The organism is Pseudoalteromonas sp. SWXJZ10B (assembly GCF_015864475.1).
Lineage (GTDB): Bacteria > Pseudomonadota > Gammaproteobacteria > Enterobacterales > Alteromonadaceae > Pseudoalteromonas > Pseudoalteromonas arctica.
Genome location: NZ_JADYXD010000006.1, coordinates 118000 through 129823 on the forward strand (window position 1 = coordinate 118000; position 11824 = coordinate 129823).

Consider the following 11824-nt stretch of genomic DNA (forward strand, 5'->3'; position numbering starts at 1 on the left):
CTGTGAATAGTTAAAGGTTATTTTAGGTTGACGTTTACGTCAACAGGAAGTAGTCTAATTTCATAAAATAAATAAGTTGACGTGCACGTTACCTTGTAGGTTTAAATAATTATGGAGTTCCTATGAAAGTTCTCGTACCAATAAAAAGAGTGATTGATTACAACGTAAAAGCACGCGTTAAAAGTGATAACAGCGACGTTGATTTAACTAACGTAAAAATGGCAATGAATCCGTTTTGTGAAATTGCCATAGAAGAAGCCATTCGCCTTAAAGAAGCTGGTACAGCCAGTGAAGTTATAGCTGTTACTATTGGTCCTAAAGCATCGCAAGAGCAATTACGCACAGCATTAGCACTGGGTGCCGACAAAGCCATTCACATCGAAACCGATGAAAAGCTCGAGTCACTCCATATTGCAAAGCTCTTGGCTAAAATTGTTGAGCAAGAGTCTCCTGAACTTATAATTTTAGGTAAACAGTCAATCGATTCAGATAATAATCAAACAGGTCAAATGCTTGCTGCGCTTACTAATCGTGGGCAGGGTACATTTGCATCCAAGGTTGTTATTGAAAATGGCAAAGTAAACGTGACCCGCGAAGTTGATGGGGGCCTGCAAACGGTAGCACTTAATTTACCGGCGGTTGTTACAACTGATTTACGCTTAAACGAGCCTCGTTACGCATCACTGCCAAATATTATGAAAGCCAAACGTAAGCCGCTTGAAGTAATAGCAGCTGATTCGCTTGGTGTTGATTTAACACCGCGTATTCAATTAATAAGTGTAGAAGAGCCAGCTAAACGTACCGCAGGAATTATTGTTGAAGACGTTGCACAGCTTGTAGAAAAATTAAAAACAGAGGCAAAGGTGATTTAAATGAAAACACTCGTAATTGCAGAGCACGACAACGGTGCCTTAAAACCAGAAACCTCAAAAACGATTAACGCTGCAGTAAAAATAGGTTTTCCTGTTGATGTGCTTATTGCAGGGAACAGCCTAAGCGCAATGAGCTCACAAGTGGCCAGCATTGATGGCGTAGCTAATGTTTTAGTTGCCGATAATAGTGTTTATGAACATCAGTTAGCTGAGAGCATGACCGATTTAGTTTTATCGCTTAGCGACACCTACAGCCACATTGTTGCAAGTGCAACGACAACAGGCAAAAACTTTATGCCACGTGTTGCTGCGTTATTAGATGTTGCACAAATTTCTGAAATTATCGCAGTAGTGGACGCCGATACATTTAAACGTCCTATTTATGCAGGTAATGCAATCGCCACGGTTAAATCACTCGACAGTAAAAAAGTAATTACCGTACGTGCCAGTAGCTTTGATTTACAAGGTGAGCAATCAGCTGCTGCTATAACAAGCATTGATACAGTGTCTGATTCGCAATTAAGTAGCTTTGTAAGTGTTGAACAAACAGAGTCTGAACGACCTGAACTTACGGCTGCCACTGTGGTTATATCGGGTGGTCGCGGTATGCAAAACGGTGAAAACTTTGCACTACTTAATGGTATTGCCGACAAATTGGGAGCAGCCATTGGTGCGTCGCGCGCAGCAGTTGACGCAGGCTTTGTACCTAACGATATGCAAGTAGGGCAAACAGGTAAAATTGTAGCGCCTAATTTATACATTGCAGTAGGGATTAGCGGTGCTATTCAGCATTTAGCCGGTATGAAAGACTCAAAAGTAATTGTCGCGATTAATAAAGACCCTGACGCACCTATTTTTCAAGTTGCAGATTACGGGTTAGTGGCTGACTTATTTGAAGTACTGCCACAGATCGAAAGTGCTTTATAGCGCTTAATTAAGCAAAATTTATTCTGGTTGAAAGCCGTGGTGCTCTTTGAGTGCTGCGGCTTTTTTATTCGGTAAATCAAAGACACAAAAAAACCAGCCAATTGGCTGGTTTTTAGTATTTATAAACGGCTAACTTAGTATTAGTAAGTTGCGCTGCCTTTAGTACGAGGGAAGGCAATAACGTCACGTACGTTGCCCATACCTGTTACATAAGCAACTAAGCGTTCAAAGCCTAAACCAAAGCCTGAGTGCGGCACGCTACCGTATTTACGTAGATCGCGGTACCAGCTGTAATCTTCTTTGTTTAAGCCCATTTCTTCTAAGCGTGCATCAAGTACATCAAGGCGTTCTTCACGTTGTGAACCACCAATGATCTCACCAATACCTGGTGCTACAATGTCCATTGCGGCAACGGTCTTACCGTCTTCGTTTTGGCGCATGTAGAATGCTTTAATATCACGTGGGTAGTTTTTAATAACTACCGGTGCTTTAAAGTGCTCTTCAGCTAAGTAACGCTCGTGCTCAGACTGTAAATCTACACCCCATTCAACAGCGTACTCAAACTTTTTACCACAGTTTTTAAGGATCTCTACTGCTTCAGTGTAATTTACCTGCGCGAAGTCTTTTTCTACAAATTCTTCTAAACGCGTAATTGCGGTTTTTTCTACACGTTGTGCAAAAAATTCCATGTCATCACGGCGCTCTTCAAGTACGGCTTTAAACACATACTTAAGCATATTTTCAGCAAGTTTTGCGATGTCTTCTAAATCAGCAAACGCAACTTCAGGCTCTACCATCCAAAATTCTGCAAGGTGGCGTGATGTATTTGAATTCTCTGCACGGAATGTTGGGCCAAACGTGTAAATTTTTGACATTGCAGACGCGTAAGTTTCGCCATTTAACTGGCCAGATACAGTAAGGAATGCTTCTTTACCGAAGAAATCTTCGCTGTAATCAACTTCGCCTTTGTCTGTAAGCGGTAAGTTTTGCATATCAAGCGTAGATACACGGAACATTTCGCCAGCACCTTCACAGTCACTTGCCGTAATAATTGGCGTGCTGATCCAGTAAAAGCCTTGCTCGTGGTAAAAACGGTGAATAGCTTGTGCTAAACAGTTACGTACACGAGTTACCGCGCCAATCATATTTGTACGAGGGCGAAGGTGAGCGTGCTCACGTAAGTACTCAATGCTGTGGCGCTTTGCCGACATTGGGTATGAATCTGGGTTTTCTACCCAACCTAATACAGTCACTGTATTAGCTTGAATTTCGTAAGATTGACCTTGACCAGCAGATTGTACTAAAACACCAGTAACCGACACAGAACAACCGGCTGTTAAGCTAGTAACTTCATCATAATTATTCAGTGAATTAGGAACTACCGCTTGAATAGGATCAAAACACGAACCGTCATGAACGGCTAAAAATGAAATTCCTGCTTTTGAATCGCGGCGAGTACGGATCCAGCCCTTAATTGTTACTTGGCTGTCTACCGCAACATTGCCTTTTAATAGCTCTGAAATCGCTAAATGGCTCATCTTCACTCCAATGATATAAGTTGCCTAACTATTTTATTTTAACTGTGCGCAGCACTGTGGCATAAATTGCACATAAACGGCGCTGCACTTGAACCCTGTATCTTACCTAGTAAAGTTGAATAAAAAAACTATTGTGGGCAACTCTTTAAAAGTTTTTATGCATGCGGTTTATTTTTAAACAGTTTTTAGAGTTTAATTACTACTATTATGATTTGTTGCTCTTAAATTTAATGATTTTGTGGCATTATTAACAAACAAATCAAATTAATATTTATTCACACTTAAAAAATCGATGCTATGAAACAAGTTTTTATTTTACGAGGACTACCAGGAAGCGGTAAGTCTTACTACGCGCAAAGCCTTGCTGACGAATTAGGTGGAGTTGACGAAAGCCAATACCTAATCTGCTCAACTGATGATTACTTTATTAATGAGCAGGGCGAATATCATTTCGATAAATTTAAATTGTCGCAATTTCATAATTTAAATTTAGCGCGCTTTATAAATGCACTTGCTCAAGGTATGCCATTGGTAATTGTAGATAACACCAATATTAAAAAGTGGGAATTTATAGCTTACACTCAAGCTGCTGTTGCTTTAGGTTATCAAGTAAAAGAAGTGATAGTGGGTGAAGTGAAAGACAAATCAATGCAGCACTTATATGCTAAACGTAACTCGCATAATGTCCCGCTTAAAACCATAAGCAAAATGGCCTACATGTTTGAGTGGTAGTGCTGAATTTTAGACAGCACGTCTAAATTATTTTGAGTTATAGTATTTAAATGAGCAGTGATTTTATCATTGCTCCAATCTCACCAAGATATATCTAGCAGCGTATTTATTGTTTTATCGTCAAATATAAAAACCTACTTGAGGAAAACCTTCCATTGGTGAAGGATTATTGGGGTTTGGTCCGTTCATTGGGTTTTCTCTAATTAATTATGGACGTGTTACTTTTCAGCATACTTTTGTTTAATTGCTAAAATTTCTTCTTGAACTGCAAAAAAAGCATCCACTACTGCGGGGTCAAAGTGCTTCCCACTACCTTCTTTAATAATGGCAAATGTTTTTTCTTGTGAGAATGATTTTTTATAAGGACGCTTTGACGAGAGAGCATCAAATACATCAGCAATAGCAACTACGCGTGCTGCAATTGGAATTTCACTACCTTTTAAGCCATCAGGATAACCAGAGCCGTCCCACTTTTCATGATGTGAGCGTGCAATAATTTCACCGAGTTTAATAACCTCAGAATCAGAACCCGAAAGTATGCTAGCGCCTACAACGGTGTGCTGTTTCATTATTTCCCATTCTGCAGCATCTAATTGTCCTGCTTTTAGCAAAATATGGTCAGGTGTAGAAATCTTTCCGAGATCGTGCATCGACGCTGAAAATAAAATATTTTCAACTGTTCCCTCATCTAACCCTACACTGCGTGCAACGGCCTCAGAATACAAACTCATGCGTTGAATGTGCGCACCCGTTTCTTCATCTTTGTATTCAGCAGCTTTGGTTAGTCTATTAATTGTTTCTAGTGATGCGGCTTTAATGCTTAGCATTGCTTGCTTTAATGATTCAGTTCTTTGAGCAACTTCAGCTTCTAATTGTTTCTGATAATTTGTTCTTAAATCGTTATAGTCTTTAATCTTAAGAAGGGACTTAACGCGCGATAATAGCTCGTTTTTATCTACAGGCTTTGTAATAAAATCATCGCAACCAGCATCAATCCCTTTAACTCGCTCTTTTGTCTCTCTTAAAGCAGTAATAAGGACGATAGGTAATAGCTTTAATAGGGCGTCTTCTCTAACACGGCGTGTTACTTCAAAACCGTTCATACCGGGCATCATTATATCAAGTAAAATAAGGTCTACAGGTTGTTGTGCTAAGATATCTAATGCTTGTTGCCCGCCAGTCGCTGTTACTGTTTTATATCCCTTGGGTTCAAGATAAGCTTGCATGAGTTCAATATTTTGAAGGTTGTCATCTACAACCAAAATTAAAGGGCTATCTTTCATTAACTGTTCCTGTGTATCAAGGTTTAAATAATTGTAGTCATTACTTTATATATAAACTTATTTGTTGAGCAAACGTGCGTGTATCTATAGGTTTAGAAATATACGCACTGTTAGGTATACACAGTAATTGGTCTATATCTGCGGGTAAAACAGAAGCGGTAACAAAAACAATAGGAATATCTGCCGTTTCTTTTTCATCACGCAAAATTTTTGCAACTTCTGTTCCAGACATATCTGGGAGTTGGACATCTAATATAATAATTTTTGGAGTTTCACGCTTTATTGTTAAAAGCGCATCTCTTGCATTCATAGCAGTGAATACTTCAAAATTTGCCATGAGTAAAAGATCTTCCTCTAGCAATAGGTTATTCGCATTATCATCAACTATAACTATTTTGGTTTTCATTATGCTTTACCACAGACTTTTGTTTAATTGGCAAAGTTATACGAACCGATGTGCCTTTATTAACACCTTCAGATTCAATAACAAACTCGCCTCCATGCAACTTTACTAGACTTTTTGCGATTGGCAGCCCAAGTCCTGTACCTTCTGTTAATCTAGAATAGGGGGTTTCTATACGGAAAAAACCTTCAAATATTTTTTCCATATTTTCAGCAGCAATACCTATACCCGTATCCCAAATTATTATTTCTATTTCTGTATCAGTATGTCGTGTTTTAACGCCAATTTGACCCTCATCGGGTGTAAACTTCACTGCATTTGAAAGCAAATTATAAAGTATCTGTTTAACCTTAAGGGAGTCAGCTTCAATTGGTGGCAAGTCATCAGCAATATCAAGACACATATTCAATTTTTTCTGGTTAGCTGTATCTGCTGTAAGCCCTGTAATTTCGTGCAATACTTGGCGTATCGGCAAATGAGAGATGGTGAGACTCATTTTGCCTGCTTCAATCTTTGCCATATCCAGTATTTCATTAATAAGTAACAGTAAATGTTTGCCGCTCACCAATACATTTTTAACATACTGTTTTTGTTTGTCATTTAAAGTGCCAAATGTTTCATCGTAGAGCACCTCAGAAAAACCATTTATAGAATTAAGTGGGGTTCTCAGTTCATGCGACATATTTGCTAAAAACTCTGATTTAACTCGAGCAGCACTTTCCAAGTCACTCGTTAGCACTTCTAGCTCTTTATTCGCTTTTACGAGTCCTTCTTGAATCGCGTTACGTTCAGTAATGTCCTCGATAGACAATAAAATAATACGATCTTTTGACTGAGTACGTTTAATTTGCCTTGCGTTGAGCAGCATTGTACGCCAACCAATTGTTTTAAAATTGTGCTCAACTTTATAATCATCAAAGCTCGTTTTTTGAGGCAATATGGTTTCTAATAATTCACGAAGCTTGGGAATGTTCCATTGATTATTACCAAGGTTGTATATTAGTTTCCCGACTGTGTCTTTATGATTAGCGCGAAAAAACTCATAAAATGAGCGGCTTGCTGTAACTACTCTTAAATGTTGGTCTAAAACAATCAGTGGTTCTCGAACCGTGTTTACAATACTTTCGGAGTATTCTAAGAGTTCTTTCTTGGTACTTATTTTATTCACTATCTAGATCCTTTGTACCATTAAGGGCTGAACAACTTTATAAACGTTTAAAGGATAATTAAGGTTCAGCAATGCTTGAATATAGCTTTATTTTTATAATACGTTCGCTAAAAGCAATGCTTAATAATGTGTTTTAATGTTTGTGTGTGGTTCTAACTAATATAAAAGACGTAACCTGATAAGTGATATCTGAGAGGAACTGTTTAACATTAATCTTTGTTCAGTAAACAGCAACAGCTGATTAATAGCAAGAGGTTCATAATTTAACCTGCATATTATTATTGTTTATTGACTATAGTGAGTTTTTTAAAGGTAAAAAGTATTAGTTTTAAGCGAGATAGGGTTTTAACGGGGAACGTATTTAAACTGAATTTTGGGTCTAAATAGTAAGTATTGATGTAGGTATTAATGTTTAAATTAATGCCTACATCAATATTTTAATCAGTCTATAGATTTATAAACCGCTAATGGGTGCGAGGTACTTAGTGATACATGCACTTCGTCGCCAGGGTTTACCACAACTTCATGGCTTACTCGGCTAGTTACAACCGTAGAGCACGCAAGTTTTACAGCGCACAAGCGGCTGCCACCTTCAAAACGTACCCAAATTACTTCGCCGTTATTGCCAACACTGCTTTGTACAAGTAACACATCATCTGGTCGAAGTAGTACATCAACGTCGCCACTTTCACAGTCAACGCCATGAGCGGGAGCATTACCAATTGAGGTAGTGGCTTGTCCTTGGCTAAATTGGCCGCTAATAAAGCTGGCTTCACCTAAAAAGCGTGCCACAAAGCGATTATTTGGGGTACTAAAGCAGCGCTCGGGTGTATCGATTTGCTGAATTTTGCCGCCTTTAAGTATACCAACACGATCGCCAACTGAGAGTGCTTCTTCTTGGTCGTGTGTTACCCAAATCGCCGGTACGCCAGCGGCTTTAAGTGCGTTTCTAATGTCCCAACGAAGCATGTCTTTAAGGGCGGCATCTAAGTTTGAAAGCGGCTCATCAAGCAATACAAAATCAGGTTGGTGGGCAAGGGTGCGCGCAAGTGCAACACGTTGCTTTTGTCCGCCAGAAAGCGTTGCTGGTTTTTTATCTCTAAAATCGCTCAGTCCAAGTAGGTTTATCCAATACTCAGCAGGGGCTGTATCTTTTAATCTAAAGCAAATGTTTTGCTGTACGGTTAAGTGCGGAAATAACGCAAAATCTTGAAACACCATACCTACACTGCGTTTTTCAGGAGGTAGTGTTAATTTGGGTGTAGCGCGCCATTTACCCGTGTTTATTTCGCCTTCGCTAATAGGTATAAGGCCAGCAAGGGCTTGTAAAATTGTACTTTTACCACAACCTGTTGGCCCTACAAGCATAAGGATTTCGTTTTCACCCAGCGATAAGTTTAAATCGCTTACTACGCGGTTACTGCCATAATCTATAGACAACTGACTTACAGATAGCATTGTTTCTTAAATCCTTAATGTTCAAACTGGTTGCGTTTTTCGCCAGACATCATAATAGCTAACCCGCAGGCAGATATCACTACTAACAATAATCCAGGAATAGCAGCGCGACCAAAATAGCCCGCTTCGTATACACGCCATAAATATGTAGAGAGGGTTTCAAACCCTGTTGGGCCAAGTAATAGCGTGGCTTCGAGTTCGCGCATTGACTCTAAAAACACCAGTGCTGCACCGGCAATAATACCGCGCATTGTTAAAGGCAGTGTTATACGAGTAAATACTTCACGTGGGCTTGCCCCTAATACGCGCGCAGACTTTACTAAGCTTGGGTCTAAGTGTTCGGTGCTTGTTCTAACAGAGCCCACAGCAAGTGGTAAAAATCGCAGCATATAAGCAATAATAAGCAATCCCAGTGTTTGATATAAGAATGGCAGCTGTAATCCACCATAAACAAGGGCTGTGCCCATAACTATACCCGGTATACCAAATCCAAAATAAGTAACGCGTTCCATCACCTTACCTGCTTTTCCACTCAGTGCGGCATGTGCAACGGGGATCGCAACGATAACGGCTACAATTGCCGCAATACCCGATGCATACGTAGAGTTCCACGCAATATTAAAATCAAATGAGCTAAAACCATCACGAGCTAACCAAAGCGAAAATATAGCCAAAGGCAAGCCAATAGCGAGCAGTAAAACAGGTGCAAACGTAATAAATATTGCACTTAACTGTAGTTTGCTTGGGAATAAAATTAACGGGCGACCTTGGCGCTCAGGGGCTGTTTTTATTTGTGATTCAACTAAAAGTAAAAAGCCAACAATAACCATCAGTTGAAGCGAAAGCATGGCTGCGCGCCCTAACGCAAAAGCGTTGTATTCAACGTAAATTACGCGGGTAAACGTATCTAAGCGCATCATTGCGGGCGTGCCAAAGTCTGATAATGTATAAAGGGCGACTAACAAAGAGCCTGCTGCAATACCGTTAACTACGCGCGGTAATATAACTTTAAATATACTTTGCGTCATCGACATACCCAGCGTTCGTGCAGCATTAACCATGCTTGCATCAAGGCTTAGTAGGGATGAGCGAGTTGTCATCATTACAAACGGGAAAGTATAAAGCGTCATCACAATTGCAGCGCCTGTTAGGCCATACATTGATGGTGTTTCTATTCCTGTTAAGGTGTTTATTTCGCCACCGGGGCCAAAAGCAGCATAAAGTGTAAACGCGCCAATATAACTGGGGATTGCCAGCGGCGCCGCAAATACAACTAGCCAGAGTTTTTTAAATGGCAAATGCACATACGCGCTAATAAACGCCAGTGGCACACCAATTAAAATAGATCCGAGTACCGTCAAACCCATTAACGATAACGTGTTGCCTAAAATTTGCAGATTGTGGGTGTCAAATACTGAGCTTGCATCGCTTGCAAGCACTATTAATACATAAACAGGGGTAAGCGCAACAAGCGCTGCAAGCAGCGCCATTGGATAAGAGGCAGGTATTCTCATTACAATACGCCGCTGCTACGCATCAAATCTATAGTAGGGCGTAAATCAGCAAGCTGTGTTAAATCTACTTTAGGTGGAGAAATATTAGCAAGTGATGGTAGACCCTCAGGTTGGGTAATACCATTTACTAACGGAATTTCGTACGCTTCACTGGCTAAGTAACCTTGTACTTCTTTACTAAGTAAGTAACGCATAAAGTTAGTAGCAAGCGGATCGTCGTTAAGGGCTAATACACCCGATGCATTAACTAAACAGCCCGCATCATTTTGTGTAAATGCTAAATCAAGCTTGGCATCAGGCTTGCCTGATTTTAAACGCAATGTGTAATAGTGATTAGCAAAACCAATATCAACTTCACCGCGCTCAACGCCCATAACAACACCTAATTCGCCAGCGTATGTTTTAGCACGTTTTTTAATCTTTTTAAGCCACTTAGCGGTTTTGTCGTCGCCTTCTAAAATTCGCATTGCGGTTACAAATGATTGAAAAGAAGCGTAGGCGGGTGCCCAGCCAATACTTAAATCGCTGTCGGCAATTTCCATAATACTTGTTGGAATTTGATCTTTGGTCAAACGCGACGTGTTATATGGCAATGTACGAATACGGCCAGTTACTGGAGCCCACTCTTTATATCTAAATTGTGGTTGTAACTGAGCAGATAAATCACTTGGGATAGGTTGTGCAAGGCCTGCATCGGTTACTAAACCAATCGCGCCTGAATCAACCGCCCAAAATAAATCAGCGCGGCGAACGCCGGCTTTAGCTTCTGCAACAATCGTATTTGCTAAAGCAGCAGTAGGACCTCGGCGTATACCGAGTTTAAAGTCTGGATTTTTTTTCTGGATTGCTTGCAATACGTTTTCATACAAACCACCTTCGCCTCGGCCTAAATAAAGAGTTAACTCGCCTTTAAGCTTTGGTAAATCATCAACAGAAACTGGGGTTGCTATATCAGCGGCTAGCGCACGAGAAAGAGGCAGTGGCAATGAGCCAACCACCCCTAACGCAGCTAGGCCTTGAATAAAGGTCCTACGCTTCACTTAAAATACATCCTTACGGGCTTTTTCGGCTTTTTCTATTAAAACCTTAGCGCGGTCTAATTTTGTTTGCATATCACTGATCACATCGCGTACTTCATCGACGCTTTTGCTGTTTTTAATTGCTAGTGGCAGTGTTACGTTAAAGTCTTTTTCCAGCACTTCAACTAGGTTAGCGTCTTGCTCAATAAGTGTACCTTCAACGCCTTCAAACAGGTGTAGATAAGTATCGTGAACAATTTCAGTTGCTTCGTCTTGTAAACGCTCAGCAAATTTAGCTACTACACGGTCTAATTTGTGCTTAATTTCATCAATTGTGGCACTTTGTGTCATTTCTTTTGTAGCGGTTGCTTTTACAGTGTCTAACAAGCCTTTTTGCTGGAATTTTGCAGCAAGCTTAACAGCCCCAAGGCCTTGCCACAAGGCTATGTTCATCGCTTTTTGTTGTTTACGAACTTCCTCAGCAGGCTGTTTATTATCAATGGCCATTTTTACGCCATAAAGACCCTGCCAAATAGAAGCGTATACCGGTACGAAGTTAGTTTCTATTGCGCTGTGAAACTTAACTGACTCCCAGTATTCAATTAAATCATCAGTTTTTACAGCTTTTGCGCCTTTAGTGTCGTAGTCGCTTACCATGGTATCAACTTTGCCTACCATCCATTCTACTTCTTCTGCGTAACTTTTAAGGTTAGCTTGAAGATGATTAACATGCTCGCCAATAGGGCCGTTAGCTAATACTGGTTGAGCCATAAACGCCGAGGCTAGTAAAAGGCTTGCACCTAAAGTTTTGGCTGGTTTAAATAGTAATTTCATAGCAAAGAAGTCCAAAAAGGTAATTGTAAATGATAGACATTATCATATAGCTAATAGTTAACGAGATCAATAACTA

At 40.1% G+C, this 11824-nt stretch carries 11 protein-coding genes; 3 read left to right on the top strand and 8 right to left on the bottom strand.

Annotated features, from left to right (window positions below):
* Positions 1-122 precede the first annotated feature (122 nt).
* Both I6F54_RS07745 and I6F54_RS07750 read left to right on the top strand, forming a co-directional pair.
* A complete protein-coding gene (locus tag I6F54_RS07745; protein ID WP_165728683.1) occupies positions 123-872 on the top strand; it encodes an electron transfer flavoprotein subunit beta/FixA family protein in 750 nt (249 codons plus the stop codon).
* The gene (locus I6F54_RS07750; protein ID WP_197140597.1) at positions 873-1799 is read left to right on the top strand and encodes an electron transfer flavoprotein subunit alpha/FixB family protein; all 927 of its coding nucleotides are present in this window, start codon (positions 873-875) and stop codon (positions 1797-1799) included.
* 140 nt (positions 1800-1939) lie between these two features.
* Here I6F54_RS07750 and asnS read toward each other — a convergent pair whose 3' ends face one another.
* Positions 1940-3337, bottom strand: a complete 1398-nt coding sequence (gene asnS / locus I6F54_RS07755) for an asparagine--tRNA ligase (protein WP_010552735.1) — start codon at positions 3335-3337, stop codon at positions 1940-1942.
* 297 nt (positions 3338-3634) lie between these two features.
* Here asnS and I6F54_RS07760 point away from each other — a divergent pair, with 297 nt between their 5' ends.
* Positions 3635-4069, top strand: a complete 435-nt coding sequence (locus I6F54_RS07760; protein ID WP_007586798.1) for an ATP-binding protein — start codon at positions 3635-3637, stop codon at positions 4067-4069.
* A 218-nt stretch (positions 4070-4287) separates the two neighbouring features.
* On the opposite strand, the gene I6F54_RS07765 is transcribed toward I6F54_RS07760, so the two are convergent.
* From I6F54_RS07765 to I6F54_RS07795, 7 genes are all read right to left on the bottom strand, one after another.
* Positions 4288-5352, bottom strand: a complete 1065-nt coding sequence (locus I6F54_RS07765) for an HD domain-containing phosphohydrolase (RefSeq protein ID WP_165728680.1) — start codon at positions 5350-5352, stop codon at positions 4288-4290.
* A gap of 40 nt (positions 5353-5392) precedes the next feature.
* Entirely contained in the window at positions 5393-5758 is a 366-nt protein-coding gene (locus I6F54_RS07770; RefSeq protein WP_010552738.1) for a response regulator, read from the bottom strand.
* Positions 5733-6923, bottom strand: coding sequence for a sensor histidine kinase (locus I6F54_RS20455; RefSeq protein WP_010552739.1), 1191 nt, complete (start codon positions 6921-6923; stop codon positions 5733-5735). Before I6F54_RS20455 ends, I6F54_RS07770 begins: the two co-directional genes overlap by 26 nt.
* A gap of 441 nt (positions 6924-7364) precedes the next feature.
* Positions 7365-8381, bottom strand: coding sequence for an ABC transporter ATP-binding protein (locus tag I6F54_RS07780; protein ID WP_197119336.1), 1017 nt, complete (start codon positions 8379-8381; stop codon positions 7365-7367).
* A 14-nt stretch (positions 8382-8395) separates the two neighbouring features.
* The gene (locus I6F54_RS07785; protein WP_197140599.1) at positions 8396-9895 is read right to left on the bottom strand and encodes an ABC transporter permease; all 1500 of its coding nucleotides are present in this window, start codon (positions 9893-9895) and stop codon (positions 8396-8398) included.
* Positions 9895-10935, bottom strand: a complete 1041-nt coding sequence (locus I6F54_RS07790; protein WP_197140607.1) for an extracellular solute-binding protein — start codon at positions 10933-10935, stop codon at positions 9895-9897. The genes I6F54_RS07785 and I6F54_RS07790 overlap by 1 nt, the downstream gene beginning before the upstream one ends.
* Entirely contained in the window at positions 10936-11748 is an 813-nt protein-coding gene (locus tag I6F54_RS07795; RefSeq protein ID WP_007586790.1) for a hypothetical protein, read from the bottom strand.
* Between the last annotated feature and the right edge of the window lie 76 nt (positions 11749-11824).

Excerpts from the sequence above, each read along its gene's own strand:
- I6F54_RS07795 (WP_007586790.1), bottom strand. The coding sequence starts at position 11,748 with ATGAAATTACTATTTAAACCAGCCAAAACTTTAGGTGCAAGCCTTTTA.
- I6F54_RS07765 (WP_165728680.1), bottom strand. The coding sequence starts at position 5,352 with ATGAAAGATAGCCCTTTAATTTTGGTTGTAGATGACAACCTTCAAAAT.
- I6F54_RS07745 (WP_165728683.1), top strand. The coding sequence starts at position 123 with ATGAAAGTTCTCGTACCAATAAAAAGAGTGATTGATTACAACGTAAAA.
- I6F54_RS07785 (WP_197140599.1), bottom strand. The coding sequence starts at position 9,895 with ATGAGAATACCTGCCTCTTATCCAATGGCGCTGCTTGCAGCGCTTGTT.
- I6F54_RS07770 (WP_010552738.1), bottom strand. The coding sequence starts at position 5,758 with ATGAAAACCAAAATAGTTATAGTTGATGATAATGCGAATAACCTATTG.
- asnS (WP_010552735.1), bottom strand. The coding sequence starts at position 3,337 with ATGAGCCATTTAGCGATTTCAGAGCTATTAAAAGGCAATGTTGCGGTA.
- I6F54_RS07750 (WP_197140597.1), top strand. The coding sequence starts at position 873 with ATGAAAACACTCGTAATTGCAGAGCACGACAACGGTGCCTTAAAACCA.
- I6F54_RS07780 (WP_197119336.1), bottom strand. The coding sequence starts at position 8,381 with ATGCTATCTGTAAGTCAGTTGTCTATAGATTATGGCAGTAACCGCGTA.
- I6F54_RS07760 (WP_007586798.1), top strand. The coding sequence starts at position 3,635 with ATGAAACAAGTTTTTATTTTACGAGGACTACCAGGAAGCGGTAAGTCT.